Genomic DNA, 16015 nt, shown 5'->3' with positions numbered 1-16015 from the left:
GGCGGGGAGGGTGGCCAGCCCTTCACCACCGTCACGTCGGGCAGGAAATCTTCACCGCCAGGCTCGCCTCAATTACGGATCTCACCCTCGCGACGGGGAGCGGTTGACGATGCAGAAACAGCCTGGCCGCCAGGTTTCCCGGGAGGGGGCGGCTGCCGCAGTACGTGGAGTTCCGGTAGGGCAGCGCTATCCGGCCGGGGCGGGGCCGCACTGCCTGCGCTTGCCGCTTGCGGACCCTCTCCGTAGGGGAGATCGTCGGTTTGCAGCGACAGGTTGGTCTCTTCCGACGACGTATGAAGCTGCATTTGCGGCAATGGGATCTCGATGCCGGCCGCATTCATCTTAAGCTTGAGCCTTGCGTTGAACGCGCGGGAGATGCTCCACTGCTGCAGCGGTCGAGTCTTGATCTGCCCTTTCACCACTAGCCAGTTGGTGTCGAAGCGCTCGAGCCCCCACACCTCGATCGGCGCGAGTATCTCGTCGCGGAAGCGATAGTCTTTGATCAAATCCGTGCCCACTTCCGCGATGATGCGCGTGACTTGATCAATGTCAGCAGAGAACGGCACTCTGCGAAGTCGCGCGACAGGTTCTTCACGATTTTGATCTGCGAAAACGGAATCGTGTGTACCGCGCCCTGCCCGTCGCGTAACCGGACCGTGCGGATCGTCAGATCCATGACGATGCCCGCATGGCCGCCATCGACGTCGATCCAGTCGCCGACGGAGATGGTCTCCTCGACGATGATGAAGAGTCCCGTGATCAGGTCAGTGACGAGCGATTTCGCCCCGAAGCCGAATGCAAGACCGATTACGCCTGCGCCCGCGAGCAGGGGCGTCAGATTGATGCCCAGGCTGGCCGCGCCGATGATGGCGGCCAGGGTTGCCACCGTCGCAAGGGTTGCATTGCGCACCAGCGGCAACATCGTACGCGCACGAACGCCGGGCTCCAGTGCCTTGTTGCGTGAACTGCTCGGGCCTAGAACCTCGAGAATGACCGTGTCGACGAGAATCCAGACGAACCATGCGCCGAAAACGGTCGCGATGACTGTAAAAAGCGCATGTCTGAAACCGGGTGTCATCGCACTTCGTTTGACCAGCCTTGCAATCGGGCCACTCCACAGAACCAGTTCGAATCGAATGTACGCGAGCCACATCACGAGAACGAGCAGCGAACTGGCAAAGCGCAGGAGCCGCATCAGGTGTGGCGCGCGGCGCTCGGCGCGGCTGTCCATTCGACGCGTCAGGTGCGGCAGCAGCACCGACGCAAACAGCGTGAGCACGAGCAACAGCGCGCTGAGCAGCGACGGCTGCCATACGTTGCCCTCGTCGCTGCGTCCAGCAATGGTGGCGACGACCGAAGCGACTGCAATCAGCAGTATCGGGATGTGCCACAGCGAGGCGAGGATATCGAGCGCTTCGGTGGCAAGTTTGTGGTCGCGTCTTCGCGAATAAGGTCGATTGCGAATCAGATGCGTGACGGGGCGGCGGTATGCAAGCGCGAAGTAACCGCTCAAAACGGCCGCCGCCATGTTTGCGAAGCTCGACACGATGCCGGCAACATTCGGGCCGACAATGCGCGTCACGTCAGGGTCGGCCATTGCGTCGCCGAGCGCGCCGAATGCCCCTATCGCGAAGATCGGCAAGAGGCCGCCCGCCAACAACTGCCGCACTGCGACACGCCGGTGTGCCGTGCTAAACGCCGAAATCACGACCACGCAGAGCACCCGGAAGGTTATACCCACGACGATCGCGTAGGCGATCACGAGTCCGAGCGTACGGCCAATGGCTTCGGGCATGCTCTGCCCAAATAGCAGTACCGCTACGAACGCGATGATCCATGGCCCTGTCTTGCGCAGCGTGAAGCTCAACAGGTCCACGAAACTCGGATCCGCAGCTAGTGTGACGTCCCGGCCATAGTGCGCAAGGACGCGCCGCTGCAAGTGGACTAGCAGCGCGGCATACGCGCCCCACCCCGCAAGCGTCGCGGCGATGCCGAGCAAAGCCTGGCCGAGTGTCTCGCCCCTCCCGCCCATGACCAGGGCTCGCAGTTCGCTAGCGGCCGAAGCAAAACGTGCCGCCCAGAAGTGCAGCGGTGTCCGGCCTTCGTTCAGATTCGTTTCGACCGACGCAATGCCCGATGCGATCACGCCGAGAAGAGCGCCATTAGTCTGCGCCGACGCCGCAACGGGTGCCGGAGCTTGTGTCCCGTCGCGGAGTCCCTTCAACTGGGCGATAAGCGCTTCGCGCCCTTTCTCATTCTCAAGCGTGACGATCAGGGTGTTCAGCGAACGCGTAAGTTCTGCCTGACTGGCGGGCGAAGGTGCAGAAGCGGCCTGTGGCGCCGAGGGCGGCTGTGTAGACGCACCCGTCATAGCGGTGATGCTGCTTTGCAGCGGGGCAGGCAAGGGCGCTGCTGCGGCCGCGCTGACCCATGCTGGCAGCAGCGCGAGGATGCCAATCAGCATCATGCATGCGCGAGCACGCCGTGTGGTTCGTCCTGCCGTTCCGCCCATCCTTGGTGTATGCGACGGAGCAGCTACAGCCCCGAGAGTATTCGGCGCGGAAAGAGGCCGGGCGTGGCCAGATTGACGCCGCATGAACGCGTTCATGGACATCCTTCAGGAAGGTCGCCACCAGTACGGTGCCGCGTAGTCGGGTGCGTTCGCGCAGCAGACATTAGAAGTGACTCTTTTCCCCCTCGAGAAAATCAGTGCCTCGCGTGCTGCAGTGCGACGCCCTGTGTTTTTGCGGCGACGAGAGAAGGCAAAATGCGCGTCAGACGTTGAACGCTCGAGAAGCGGTAGCCTCCGACTTCCATAACGAATGCCATCGACATGAGCGAACCTGTTTCCAGGAGGGCGATCCTGACAAGACATTTAATGATTGACTGCCGGGCAAATTGCGGACACGGCGATGTTCAATCGTCTCTGGAGTCTCACCGTACACGGTCAAGCGGGCAAAACCAATGGGACCAAAGTCCGATAGCAGCCCGGCGCTGCACTTTTTACCGCGCTGGACCTTGCGGTCGGCTCGTCGGACCCGCTAGAAACTCATCGCGAATCCGAACGACACGCCGTGCACGTTGCGACCGAACACGTAGCGCACCATCGCGCGCGTGCGGGTGACGATGATGGGATACCTGCTGCTATCGAGTTCGAGGCCGACTCCCAGCGACGTGAGGTCGTTGAAACCCAGCACCCCGGCGCTGTCGCCGAAATAGTGCGAGTAAGCGGCTTCGAGCACATAGCGGACTGGCCGGTCCAGCGCGTGCCAGCCGGTGGGCGCGCGCCAGCGTGTCCATAGGCTCACTTGCTGGGCCGTGGCCGAGCCCTGAACGGCCTGCGATGAACCGCCGAAACTGCGCAGGTAGATATCGGTCGCCCGCAATTCAGCGTCGATTTCGTAGTTTTCGCGGTAGTGCTCGTAGTCGAGCGTCAGGGAGCCGCCATAGCCGTAGGCATCGAGCGAGCCGTTCTCGAGGAACTGCAGGTTGCTGTCGGTGACGTGATTGAACAGCGTCTGCCCCACCTTCAGGTCGCTCGACACGCGCCCGATCGTACCGTTCAGGATCGGGCGGAATGCCAGTTCGTCGGTGATGCGGAAATCCCAGCCCAGGCCGACCGTGCCGCTGAAGGTGTTCCACTTGGTGGGCACCGCACGCTGCTGGGCGCCATCCGTGGCGATGAAAATCGGATCGTAGCGGCTGTAGGCGAGCGTGCCCTCCATGTACAACGGAAACGACCTGCTGAGCGTGAAACCGCCGCCGAATTGCGTCTGCCCGAAGCCGGGATTACCGGTCAGGCCGTTATTGACCGACAGATTGCTGGTCGTGACGTCCGGGACCGTCGTGTAGCTCATGATCGCGAGCACAGCGTCCGCGTGCTGCTTTACATTGCCGCCGATCACAGTGTTGATCGAAGATCGCGCTAGGGTCGTCTGGGCAATCACGAGACCGGGTAGCAGGAGCAAGGACAGAGCGACACACATCCGTGACGTGTGAAGAGTCCGATGTAACGGCAGTGCACGCATTCTTAAGCAACCTGGCCGGTTCTCCATGATAAGTAGGCATCGACACCCCGGGCCTGCCTCTGAGCTGCCTGTTCATTGCTGAAGTTGCATGAGCCCTTGAGGGCTTGCTCGAGGGCGATCGAAATGTTGACCGGCTTGCCAAGGGGAATGGATGGGGTATTGCAGCCGGCACCGAGAAGTGGCAATAGAAGTAGGGAAAGAGAAACATAGGTGGGCATGGCGATCTCCTGCCGAGACTCATACGATACCGGTCTGCCGGACGATCGATTTCAGGATCGGACAGCCACTGGCCTGCTAGATTCTGGAGAGAGAATGCCCACGAGCACCGCGTTTCTCAGCAAGTTGTCTGGTTGGCGTCGTGTATGTGTCGGGCAGCACGTGCGCGCCACTGAGGAAGTCGATGTGGCTTGTGGCGGATGTCTTCCACGGAGCAGATCCGCATCAGTGACGTTCCCGCTCTGCGCAAAGTGAGCGTGCGCCAATACGTTTTCCCCTCAGTGCTCAATAGAAAGTCACGCCGGTCACGAGCATCATGTTGCGAACCTGGTTCGTCGCGCTGCCGAGATTGGGGCTCAGTTGACCCCAGAAGTCGGCCGTGAAGGTTCCGCTACTGAAGCCTTCGCAAATGCATAGACCCCGCCGTTGAGTTCGGGCTTGCGCAAGGCTAGCGCCTGGAACACGAATGCAAGCATCAGCATGCCGACCGCGGTAATTGTCCAGCCGATCAGCACGGCGCCGGCATCCGCACTGGCCGCCATGTTCTGTGGCAGTGAAAAGATGCCGCCGCCCACCATCGAGCCTACGACGAGGGCAGTGAGCGCGCCGAGGCGCAGCTTGTTCGCTGAGGCGGGCGTCGCGGCGCTTTCGGGTGTCGGGGCGGCACGAGGCGTGGACGTCGAATCGGACATGGATGGTCTCCGGTACAAGCCGGTCGCGCCGCAGACTCGCGTTGCACCGACCAGTGAAAGCGCTTTCTTGTGTGAGGAGTGCGCGAATTTCCTGAAGCAAAAATGGAAAGCGCGCCTGATCGCGTTTCAAATCTGCTAGGGAACGACACGGCTCACAATAGGACCTTGGTCCAATAGGGCAAAGCTTTTCGTAGAAGTCGCTACTGCTGGCGTGTGTTAACTGGAAATACAAGAATTGCGCGGAAAGTAAGGAGCGGTATTTCGAGGGGTATGCAAGACCGATTTGTATGAACGCCGGTCATGTCTTTCTCCGGCAGCAAAGTGGACGACACCGCTTTGTGAGACCAGGTACGCCTCAGTTACTCCCGTTTCTCACCATTTACATCGAAGCACCGAATGGCCTTTCAGGATGACCGAACCGATCAATCGAATGATTATCGGACCAATACTTGCCGGAACCGGAGGCCTGCCGCAAACGGAGATGCAATTGGCAAATCTACGGCTGCTTTCAGTGGAAAAATCGCCATTTGAAATGTCCCCGGGTTGGCATGCGTGAATAGCACTTAGTAACCGCATTCCGACCCGCTACCGGGTGCAGTTTCATGCGAGATAGGCGACGCCGCCCGTTCGGAAGATGTTGGGAGGTCATAGCAATGACAGCCTCCGTGCGCAATGGCCGTCGGCGTCTGCATGCTGATCGAGCTCCGATGCTAGCGCAGAAATTAGCTGGTACGAGAGCGCATTGATCGCATTGTGCGATCCTGAGTAAGGTCGCCTTTTGCCACAAAACCTTTGCGCTCGTAATCTTACGCCGATAGCTCTTAACGTATCGCTCCCGTGCGTCCCTTTCATTCAGATGATACTGTCTTCGATTTCCGGGGAGGGCTATGCATGATTCTGCGCGCGTTTTCGGCGCGGGAGCGAGCGCTCTTCAAGGATGCAACACGCGCCTCGCCGAGTGCGATCATGGCGTCGGTGAGCTGTTCCATTTGCGTGTCCATTGATCTTTCGTCGCCAGACTGCAAGGAAATAAAGGCACCGTCAAAGCCAAGCATGCCAAAGTGAGCAACGTCGTCGACGACCTCTGATGCCCGGGTGTCGTCCTGAACGCTGAAAGCGTTCTGGACCAACTCTCGCATATAGCCGAGGCCCTCGTTGCGAACTTTGATAACCATCCGCAGAGCTTCAGGTTCCGCGGCCTCGTTGCTCATGACCAGGACGAGCATCAATCGCAGGAAGTTTTCCCGAGTCTTAAACACCTCGCCCACCTTTTTGAGGTACCAGCCTAGCCGCTCACGCGGTGTGCCATCTTCAGGTGGATTCCGGTGAGCTTCCTGCATGGCTGCGAAAAAGCCCCGGGCCCCCTGAGCCATCACTTCGGCCAGCAGTCCGGCTTTAGAGCCAAAGTGATGGTAGATCGCACTCTTCGGGATGCCTGTTGCATTGACAAGGGCGGACATTGAAGTGCCGGCATAACCGTAAGCGGACATCACACGCGATGCCGCGTCGAGGATTTCCTGGCGCGATCGCCGACCTCGACGATTGGTCGTCTTTTGCCGCTTTTCCATTGAACGATGATAGTCCCTAAAGTTATGAACCGAGCAGTACATTTCTTATGGCTTACCCTGGTGTTGGCTTGTGGACCTATTGGAAGATTCATTGGGCACGGGTGACGGAGAAGACGAACCTGGAGTCGCTCGCGGAGTTGGTACGCCGGCAAAGAAAGGCGCGGAGTTTGCCGCTGTTGCACGCGAGGTTGTCACGGCGCTGGGAGCCGGCAACCCGCACACCGCGGTTCAGTGGCGCATTACAGATTGTGCGGCGAGCGTTACGCGCCATGCTGGGTATCAGCCAGGTCCACATTGCGCGGCGTGACGCGCGCGCCGGGGAAACGGTCGCGGTACGGCTTTCGGTCCCGCGCAAGCGGCTGAATGCGAGCGCGGCCCCACTGACGATGCAGCGCGAGTCTGGCCTAAGCCAGATCCCGTCGTCATGCACGCCACGAACGCTTTCGCACAGCGCGTGACGGACCGGCACTGTCCGGGCATTGACCTGAGGAGTGAGACGGATGAGAAATCGGTATCCAGCAATCAAGCTGCCTGAGTCGGTGTTGCGCTACGCAAGGGAGCTAGCAGACACAGGGACCTACGCGGACTGGATCGCAATCTCCCAGCCCCTGTGTGCTCGATATGGGGAACACCGAAGCGCCCGGTTGCTGAGCGACCCCGCCGTTCGCGATGAGCTTGACCGGCGCTGCAATTTCGCGTCGCATCAGCGACAACAGCAACATGTGAATCCTCCGGGGATGCTTCCATGACGATACTGGCGGACGGGCCAGGTCGCGTCATGCCTCTTTCATGTATTCGCCCAGCATGGTGGATGACACTGAGGGATTACCGTCCCGCGCAAGAATGGCAGTGGATTCCTGGTAGCTGCCCACAACAGAATAGCATTCGCACGAGAGAGAGCGATGCTGCTGCAGGCGTCTGCCGAACGTCGGATCTTATAAAGGCAGTGTCGCCCGAAGAGACCAAACACTGCGGGACACCCGAACACTTCGCCGGCATGTCGGGAGTCTGCCGCCATTTGGACCTCCTTGACGAAAGAACATTGACTTACAGGAAAGCTCGCCGAACTCGGCCTATTCGCCAACTCCCTGGTGTGCTGCCGCTATTGCCGCATCACGCTCCTTTCCGGCTGCTGTCTTTTTCTCATCGAAAACTTTCTTTGCAGCGGCTACCTTCTTGTTGTAAACACGATTAGCTGCTGCAACCTGTTGGTGCATCCGCACGATTTCGTCGGGATGCTCTGTGGTCGCAGGCGCATTGCTTGCTGAATTGTCCTGGGCCCATACGTACGAATTCGATAGCACTACAACGAAGATGGCTGAGGCCGCAAATGCTGAAATCCTCATGATCTACTCCGGTGCGAGTTTGTGGATATGTCGCCGCCCTAAAGGTCGGTTGAATATCAACCTATACGACCACGTGCATGAAGCCAATGGGACCGAAGACCGATGGTGCTCACGAAACTCTAGTTAGGCGCGCAGTTCTTCCACGGACTCACGAACCGGAAAGGTGTGAAGGCCAACACGACCGCATGTCTGCGCGTGATCACTTCGGGGCTCGTGGCGTGCACCTTCATCCAATTCGGCATCACACTCGCGGCTCTGCTCAGCATGCTTCGTCTGACACATCGCTCGAATATGAGACCAAAGTCCAATAGCGTGCAGGCCACAGAGGAATTATTTTTGGCGTACACCCGGCAGCGATCGCCGGAGACCTGATCGTCGCTCTCTGATCGGATGTGCTGTCTGGACGTCGTCACAGACGGGCCGAGATGAAGATTGCGATTGGCGGTACGGCTGCGGCGCGGCGCGGGTCGGCGCGTGACTGCGGATGCCGCGTCAATAAGGGAGAAAGCCATGAAAGCAAACAGAACACTCAAGCTGGCTAGTGGAGCATTGATCGCTGTCGCGTCCATCAACGCATGGCCGCAAGGAAACGAGTCCGCCGCCACGTCCACGGAATCGGGCACGACGGCGGCTCCATCGAAGTCGGACATTAGAAAAGCGAATGGAGCCCTCAGCAAAAAGGTGCTGCGCGCGCTTACAAAGGGTGGGGTCGACACCTCGCACTTCACAGTGCTGGTCAAAGGTAGTGCGGTGACGCTCGCAGGGCATGTCCCGGATAATTACCAGATCGAAAAGGCCGGCAACATTGCGAAGGACGTTCCCGGCGTTACGTCGGTGACGAATGCCCTGGCGATTCACGACTGACATTATTGTTTTCCGTCGTGTGAATCGTAAATTGCGTTACATGAATCACTATTTCCAGAGAACGGATGCTTGAAGGATTTGAATGAGCGCTGTCCTTGGTGCTATTCAATCGGTCTGCAACTCAATGAACGTCGCATGAGCGGCGTGAGGATAGCTGCTCGTGGCTCACGCGCAGCAGGGATTTCTGAACGCCCGCTTCACTTTTGACAGCCGCTAATTGCTGCGAGCTTTTTCGTCCAGGGCCGGTGCACACGTGCACAGTCATATAACGAGATCGACGTGGACCGCCGCTGTCCTTGCAACGATCACGGCTCTGTCCTTTGACGCGTGCGTCGACGAAAAGCAGCCGCTCAGTTTTACCGATCCTGATGATGGGAAACTCGACATGAGCGATTTCCTCATCAAACACAAAGGCGCGTTACCCGTGCCGGTCGTGATCACCGAACCGGCCGTTGGCTATGGCTTCGGACTTGGGCTGCTGTTCTTTTCCGGGCCGATTGGCGAATCAGGCGCGACGGATTCGACGGGCCAACCTGCCAACCGTGGTCCGCCGAACGTCACGGCGCTGGGTGGTCTGTACACGCAGAACGGCACCTGGGCCGCGGCGGCCGCTCATTTCCACACGTGGGACGACGACCGTTTCCGCTACCTCGGCGCGGTCGCGAAAGTCGACGCGCATCTCGACTACTTCGGTCTATCCAAGCAGCCAAGGGCCTACACCTTGCTGGGCGCGGGTCTGCTTCAGCAGTTTCTTGCGCGCATTGGCAATAGCCGCTGGTATGCGGGCGTGCGTTATGTGTTCTTCGATGCTTCGTCGAACTTCGCGGGCGGAGTCGTTCCCACCGAGGTGCGCAACTTCCAGAAGGATCAGCGGATCGGCGCCGGCAGTCTGATCGTGGACTATGATTCGCTCGACAACATCTTCTATCCCGGCTCCGGCAGCTTCGCCGAACTCGAGAGCCAATTCGCGCGCACGGGCTTCGGCGGTACGCAGAATTACATTCCGTTTTATGCGCAGCCGTACGTCGATTTGCGTGGCGTGCAGAAGGGCCGTTACCAGGACCGCAATGCGATCTCGATCGAGGCGGAGTTGCGGTGGGATCTTACGCCGCGTTGGCGAGTGCTAGGTTTTACAGGCGCCGGCAAGGCCTACGGGCGACTGGAGAGCTTCTCCCAAGCTCAGGACGTCCAGAGTGTCGGCGTCGGGTTCCGATATCTGATTGCGCGCAAGCTCGGCGTTTCGATTGGTATCGACATTGCCCACAGCAAGGATCAGAACGCGTTCTACGTACAGGTCGGCAGCGCATGGCGTTGAGACACGACGCGATCGCGCCCTTCGTCATGGTCATCGATACGGAAACGATCGATCGCTACGAGGAAACCAACCCGTCAGGGCAGGCCAGAATCCGAAACAGGTTTCCTTTGCAAAGAACCCCTGGGCAGAACCACTGGGCGGCTGATTGTGCCCTCGTGTGCAAGCCTGGACGCCGGATAAGTCATAATATGGCATTCCACGCCCGCGCCCTTGGTGGGGGCCTTCGTCCATCGTCCCACTGCCGCCTATGCACGACCTCAAAATCGACCGCAATGTCAAAACCTTGCGTGAACTCACGCTCGACAAACTGCGCGCCGCGATAGTCCAGGGGTATTTCCGGCCGGGCACCCGCCTCGTCGAACGCACGCTGTGCGACGAGCTTGGCGTGAGCCGCACTGTCGTGCGCGAGGTGCTGCGGCATCTGGAGACCGAAGGCTTGGTCGAGATCGTCGCGCGGCAAGGTCCGATCGTCGCGCGGCTCGACCCCGCACAGGTCGGCGAGATTTACGAATTGCGCGGGCTGCTCGAAGCGAACGCCGCGCGGGCCTGCGCCGAGAACGCGACGCCAGAAGTCGTGCGGCAACTGCGCGAGATCCGCGCAGTCATCGAAGACGCGTTCGAGAAACGCGATCTGCCGCGCGTGCTCGAATACACCGAGCGCTTCTACGAAACGCTGTTCGAAGCCGCCAACAAACAGGTGTCGCTGGCGGTCGTCACGTCGCTGAACGCGCGCATCAACCGGCTGCGCGCATTGACCATCGCAACGCCGGGCCGCGGCAGCGACTCGAACCGCGAGATGAACCTGCTGCTCGACGCGATCGAGCGGCGCGACGGCGACGCGGCTTCCGCAGCGTCGTTCGCGCATATCAAGCGGGTGTCGGAACTGGCTTTGACGGTTCTTGCGGAGCAGAACGAAGCGACCGGCGACGCCTAAACCCCATCCGCAGCCGCCCCATCAAGGCCGCCGGCATCTGCCGGCGGCCTTTTTTTGTTTGTTTGATCAGCCAAACACACAACGCTTAGCCCAAAGCGTGCCTGAGCAACTCCCCCCAATATCATGGTATTCCATAATACGTCATGCATTGTCGTAGGCCATAAGATGGCATACCATAATCTCATCGATTTTGTATTGCGGCTCGAAGCCTGAAAGGAGAACCCCATGACGTTCGAAGTGGAGCGTGTCCGATGAAGCCCGATTTATCGCCGACGCGCGTGATTTCGCATGGTCAGCGTGGCCGAACCGCGGGCACCTGCTACAGCGTGTACGCGCCGCAATCGGACGCCGCCGCCGAAACCGTCGTGCTGATCCACGGCGTGGGCATGAATCAGAGCGTGTGGGCGCCGCAGATCGATGCGTTAGCCGAATCGTTTTGGGTCGTTGTCTACGACATGCTGGGGCACGGCGACAGCGTGCTGCCAAGCGCGGAGCCCTCGCTCGACGAATACGCGGCGCAGCTCGCGTCGCTGCTCGACGCGCTGCGGATCGAGCGCGCGCACGTGGTGGGGCACTCGATGGGCGCGCTGGTCGCGCTCGAATTCGCGCTGACCCACCCCGAGCGCACGCTGAGCGTCGCCGCGTTGAACGCGGTGTACGACCGCACGCCGGCGCAGCGCGAGGCGGTGATGACGCGCGCGGCCACGCTCGGCGATGCGCGTGCCGACACCGGGGTGGACGGAACACTGTCGCGCTGGTTCGGCGATCCCATTCCGGGACATCTCACCCAGGCCGCGCGGGCGGTGCGCGCGCTGCTGCTTGCCGTCGATCCGGTGGGCTACGCGCGCACCTACCGTCTGTTCGCCTGCTCGGACGACGCGCATGTCGGGCGTCTCGCGAGTCTCGCGGTTCCCGCGCTATTTCTGACGGGCGAGGGCGACCCGAATTCGAGCGCGCAGATGTCGCGGGCGATGGCCGCGGCGGCACCGCATGGCCGCGCCGAAATCATCGCGAACGCGCGCCACATGATGAACGTCACCGACCCGGCGCGCGTGAACGCAAGCCTGCTCGCTTTCCTCGTCGAAGCATCGGCGCTGCGACGGAAGAAGCCCGCAACGACCACAGCAACGAACGCAGCAACTACCGCAGTCGCAGTACCAACCGGAGAACGCCATGGCTGAGTCGATTACCGCCCCGAGCGCGCAACCCGCTTTCGATATCGTCGATTTTCGACGCGCGCTCGGCGCTTTCGTGACGGGCGTCACCGTCGTCACGACGATCCAGGCAGACGGCTCGCCGCGCGGCTTTACGGCGAACTCGTTCACGTCGGTATCGCTCGATCCGCCGCTGATTCTCGTGTGCATCGCGAAGACCGCGGCGAGTTATGCGGTGTTCTCGGACACGCACCGCTTCGCGGTGAGCGTGCTCGCCGAAGACCAGAAGCATGTGTCGGGCGTGTTCGCTTCGAAGGCCGCGGACAAGTTCTCGCAAGTGCCGTGGAGCACGCGCAAAACGGGCGCGCCGGTGATGGATGGCTCAGCGGCGAGCTTCGACTGCACGACGCATCAGGTGATCGATGCGGGCGATCACATCATCCTGATCGGTCGCGTGGTGGACTTCGTGCAAACGAGTTCGTCGCCGCTTGGCTACTGCCGCGGCGCGTACGTGAACTTCAGCCTGTCGCAGGACGCGCTGGCCGCGGCCGGTACGCGCGCGCAAGTCGGCGCGATCCTCGAGCATCGCGACGGGCTGGTGCTCGTCGACACCGGCAAAGGTCTGGGGCTGCCAACCGGCATCAAGCTCGACCCGGCCACCGACCCCGCGAGCCTGCACGGCGTGCTCGCGAAGCTCGGCCTGCGCGTGCATCTCGACTTCCTGTTCGCGGTATTCGAGGACGGCAGCGGCAAGGAGCCCGGCGTGCATATCTACTATCGCGGCCGCGTGATTCCGAACGGCTCGCCGTGGCTCGACAGCAGCGTGCGCATCGTGCCGCTGTCCCAGATTCCGTGGGACGACGTGAGCGACGCCGCCGTGCGCTCGATGCTCGAACGCTATGAGCGCGAACGCAGGCAGGACGCGTTCGGCATTTATGTCGGCGACAGCGAAGCCGGCACCGTGCAGCCGCTCGGCCTCGCGCATTGACAGCTCGGCACCGCTGCAACCCAAAACTCACAACTCACAACGATGAAGCCGGCGCGTTTTCTCGCCGCCGGACCGACGAAGCAACACCCAACCGTATCCCGGAGACAGACATGAGCAGCAGAAGCATTCCGTTTATCGCACCGTTGTTCGTTGCTTGCGCGACGGCGTTCGCGACAGCGCCCGCACTCGCCGCAGACCCGATTGTCTTCACGAGCTGGGGCGGCACCACGCAGTCGTCGCAACAGAAGAATTGGGCGCAGCCGTTCACGCAGGCGAGCGGCGTCACCGTATTGATGGACGGCCCGACCGACTACGGCAAGCTGAAGGCAATGGTCGATAGCGGCAACGTGAGCTGGGACGTCGTCGATGTGGAGGGCGACTTCGCGTACGCCGCGCAAAAGGCCGGCCTGATCGAGCCGATCGACTACTCGGTCGTGAAGAAGGACGAACTGGACCCGCGCTTCGCGACGCCGGACGCGGTAGGCAGCTTCTATTACTCGTTCGTGCTCGGCTACAACAAGTCGAAGTACACGGGCGCACAGCCGCAGACGTGGGCGGATCTGTTCGACACCAAGAAATTCCCCGGCAAGCGCACGTTCTACAAGTGGTCGGCACCGGGCGTGCTGGAAATCGCGCTGCTCGCCGACGGCGTGCCGCCGAACAAGCTCTATCCGCTCGACCTCGATCGCGCGTTCAAGAAGCTCGACACGATCAAGGGCGACATCGTCTGGTGGAGCGGCGGCGCGCAATCGCAGCAACTGCTCGCATCGGGCGAAGCGCCGATCGGGATGTTCTGGAATGGTCGCTTGCACGCGCTCGCGCAGACCGGTGTGCCGGTGGCCATTTCGTGGAACCAGAACCTGACCGCCGCCGACATGCTCGTGATTCCGAAGGGTGCCAAGCATCGCGCGGAAGCGATGAAGTATCTGGCGGCCGCGACGAGCCCGCAGGCGCAGGCGAAATTCGCCGCGGAGACGGGTTACGCGCCGATCAACGTGAAGTCGGCCGCGCTGATGCCGGCCGCGATGGCGAAGACGCTGCCCGACCAGTACAAGGACTCGCAGATCAATCTCGACATGAAGTACTGGGCCGACAACCGCGACGCGATTGCGAAGCGCTGGTACGCATGGCAATCGAAATAAGCCGCACGGACCGACGTTAGAGCCGAGCGCCGCGCAGTGAATCGGCGCGCACAGAGACACCGAGCAGGAGACATCATGCCCAACGTAATGAGTACCGTCGCGCATCCGCCCGCGACGGCCGCGCGCAAGCGGCGCGACTGGCGCAGCATATGGCTGCTGACGCCGGCCATGCTGCTGCTGCTGATCTTCTTCCTGCTGCCGGTGCTGTCGCTGCTATTGCGCAGCGTGCTCGAGCCGACGCCGGGACTGGAGAACTATCAGCAACTGGTTGGTTCGACCACGTATCTACGCGTCTTCGGCAATACCTTTCTCGTCGCGACGGTCGTCACGCTCGTGACGGTGCTAGTGGGCTTTCCGATGGCATGGCTGCTCGCGATCGCGCCGCGCAAGCTCAGCTCTTTGCTATTCGCGATCCTGCTGCTGTCGATGTGGACCAACCTGCTCGCAAGGACTTTCGCGTGGATGGTGCTGTTGCAGGGCACGGGTCCGATCAACCGCGCGCTGATGGCGATCGGCCTGATTCACGAGCCGCTCGCGCTCGTGAACAACCTCACCGGCGTGACGATCGGCATGACGTACATCATGCTGCCGTTCCTCGTGATGCCGCTGCACGCGACGCTGCGCGGCATCGATCCGTCGACGCTGCGCGCCGCCGCGGTTTGCGGTGCGAGCCGCTGGCAGGCGTTCTGGCGCATCCTCGTGCCGCTCGCGATGCCGGGCGTGGCATCCGGCGCGCTGATGGTGTTCGTGATGGCGCTCGGCTACTTCGTCACACCCGCGCTGCTCGGCGGCCCGTCTTACATGATGCTTGCCGAACTCATCGCACAGCTCGTGCAGGAACTGCTGAACTGGGGCCTCGCCGGTGCCGCCGCTTTCGTACTGCTGAGCGTGACGCTGGTGCTCTATGCGTTGCAATTGCGCTTCACCGGCAGTGCGCGTGCAATTCAGGGAGGACGCTGACATGTTGCTCGATTTCGATCGTCTCGGCGGGCTTCGCTGGGCACTGGTGGCGATAGGCGCGGCCGTCGCACTGTTTCTGCTGCTGCCGATCCTGTTCATCGTCGCGCTGTCGTTCGGCGATTCGCAGTGGCTGATCTTCCCGCCGCCGGGCTGGACGCTGGAGTGGTATCGGCAGCTTTTCACGGACGCGGGCTGGATCGATTCGCTGCTGACGAGCGCGAAGCTGGCGGTGATCGTGATGGCGCTTTCGGTGCTGCTCGGTTTTCTTGCGTCGCTTGCGCTGGTGCGCGGCAAGTTCCGCGGCCGTGAAGCGGTGAAAGGCTTCTTCCTGACACCGATGGTGCTGCCCGTCGTCGTTCTGGCCGTCGCGCTGTATGCGTTCTTTCTGCGCATCGGCCTGAACGGCACGATGACCGGCTTCGTGATCGGCCATCTGATCATTGCGCTGCCGTTCTCGATCATCTCCATCAGCAACTCGCTGGTGAGCTTCGATACGGCGCTCGAAGACGCGGCGCTGATCTGCGGCGCGTCGCCGCTGACCGTGAAGCTGCGCGTGACCCTTCCCGCGATCCGGCTCGGCCTGTTCGCCGCCGCGATCTTCGCGTTTCTGGCGTCGTGGGATGAAGTCGTGGTGTCGATCTTCATGTCGAGCCCGACCTTGCAAACGTTGCCCGTGCGAATCTGGTCGACGCTGCGGCAGGACCTGACGCCCGTCGTTGCGGCGGCGTCTTCACTGCTCGTCGCATTGACGACCGTATTGATGCTGGCGGGCGCCGTGCTGCGCCGCGCGCGCTAATCGACGTAATCA

At 61.3% G+C, this 16015-nt stretch carries 13 protein-coding genes and 2 pseudogenes; 9 read left to right on the top strand and 6 right to left on the bottom strand.

Going from position 1 to position 16015, the window contains the following annotated elements:
- Nucleotides 1-68: 68 nt before the first annotated feature.
- The 4 genes and pseudogenes from QFZ94_RS34570 to QFZ94_RS34555 all read right to left on the bottom strand — a co-directional run.
- Nucleotides 69-2467, bottom strand: a pseudogene (locus tag QFZ94_RS34570) (mechanosensitive ion channel family protein).
- A 574-nt stretch (nt 2468-3041) separates the two neighbouring features.
- Entirely contained in the window at nt 3042-3986 is a 945-nt protein-coding gene (locus tag QFZ94_RS34565; protein WP_429462547.1) for a hypothetical protein, read from the bottom strand.
- A gap of 44 nt (nt 3987-4030) precedes the next feature.
- Nucleotides 4031-4246 (bottom strand): hypothetical protein, encoded by a 216-nt coding sequence (locus tag QFZ94_RS34560; RefSeq protein ID WP_429462545.1) that lies wholly within the window; start codon nt 4244-4246, stop codon nt 4031-4033.
- A 384-nt stretch (nt 4247-4630) separates the two neighbouring features.
- Nucleotides 4631-4936, bottom strand: a pseudogene (locus tag QFZ94_RS34555) (amino acid permease); the annotation flags it as partial.
- A 409-nt stretch (nt 4937-5345) separates the two neighbouring features.
- Here QFZ94_RS34555 and QFZ94_RS34550 point away from each other — a divergent pair.
- Entirely contained in the window at nt 5346-5492 is a 147-nt protein-coding gene (locus tag QFZ94_RS34550; protein ID WP_429462543.1) for a hypothetical protein, read from the top strand.
- 292 nt (nt 5493-5784) lie between these two features.
- Here the strand turns inward: QFZ94_RS34550 and QFZ94_RS34545 are convergent, their stop codons facing one another.
- Nucleotides 5785-6504, bottom strand: coding sequence for a TetR/AcrR family transcriptional regulator (locus QFZ94_RS34545; protein ID WP_429462541.1), 720 nt, complete (start codon nt 6502-6504; stop codon nt 5785-5787).
- A 1073-nt stretch (nt 6505-7577) separates the two neighbouring features.
- Nucleotides 7578-7850 carry a hypothetical protein gene (locus QFZ94_RS34540; RefSeq protein WP_368583863.1) on the bottom strand — a complete coding sequence of 91 codons (273 nt, stop codon included), beginning with the start codon at nt 7848-7850 and terminating at the stop codon, nt 7578-7580.
- 510 nt (nt 7851-8360) lie between these two features.
- Between QFZ94_RS34540 and QFZ94_RS34535 the strand changes: the two genes are divergently transcribed.
- From QFZ94_RS34535 to QFZ94_RS34500, 8 genes are all read left to right on the top strand, one after another.
- Nucleotides 8361-8714 carry a BON domain-containing protein gene (locus QFZ94_RS34535; RefSeq protein WP_410850027.1) on the top strand — a complete coding sequence of 118 codons (354 nt, stop codon included), beginning with the start codon at nt 8361-8363 and terminating at the stop codon, nt 8712-8714.
- Between the two features lie 304 nt (nt 8715-9018).
- Complete coding sequence (locus QFZ94_RS34530) at nt 9019-10029, top strand: BamA/TamA family outer membrane protein (protein ID WP_429463621.1); 1011 nt, start codon at nt 9019-9021, stop codon at nt 10027-10029.
- A 247-nt stretch (nt 10030-10276) separates the two neighbouring features.
- The gene (locus tag QFZ94_RS34525) at nt 10277-10963 is read left to right on the top strand and encodes a GntR family transcriptional regulator (protein WP_368583861.1); all 687 of its coding nucleotides are present in this window, start codon (nt 10277-10279) and stop codon (nt 10961-10963) included.
- Between the two features lie 251 nt (nt 10964-11214).
- Complete coding sequence (locus QFZ94_RS34520) at nt 11215-12144, top strand: alpha/beta fold hydrolase (protein WP_429462538.1); 930 nt, start codon at nt 11215-11217, stop codon at nt 12142-12144.
- A complete protein-coding gene (locus tag QFZ94_RS34515) occupies nt 12137-13105 on the top strand; it encodes a flavin reductase (protein ID WP_429462536.1) in 969 nt (322 codons plus the stop codon). Before QFZ94_RS34520 ends, QFZ94_RS34515 begins: the two co-directional genes overlap by 8 nt.
- Nucleotides 13106-13215: 110 nt before the next feature.
- Nucleotides 13216-14247 carry a polyamine ABC transporter substrate-binding protein gene (locus QFZ94_RS34510; RefSeq protein WP_429462534.1) on the top strand — a complete coding sequence of 344 codons (1032 nt, stop codon included), beginning with the start codon at nt 13216-13218 and terminating at the stop codon, nt 14245-14247.
- A gap of 75 nt (nt 14248-14322) precedes the next feature.
- The gene (locus tag QFZ94_RS34505) at nt 14323-15207 is read left to right on the top strand and encodes an ABC transporter permease (RefSeq protein ID WP_410850022.1); all 885 of its coding nucleotides are present in this window, start codon (nt 14323-14325) and stop codon (nt 15205-15207) included.
- Nucleotide 15208: 1 nt separating this feature from the next.
- A complete protein-coding gene (locus QFZ94_RS34500) occupies nt 15209-16003 on the top strand; it encodes an ABC transporter permease (RefSeq protein WP_018436681.1) in 795 nt (264 codons plus the stop codon).
- The last annotated feature ends 12 nt before the right edge of the window (nt 16004-16015 follow it).

The organism is Paraburkholderia sp. JPY465 (genome assembly GCF_050436725.1).
Classification (GTDB): Bacteria; Pseudomonadota; Gammaproteobacteria; order Burkholderiales; family Burkholderiaceae; genus Paraburkholderia; species Paraburkholderia youngii.
The sequence above is the reverse complement of the archived record's forward strand: the minus strand, read 5'-3'. Positions and strand labels throughout refer to the sequence as shown.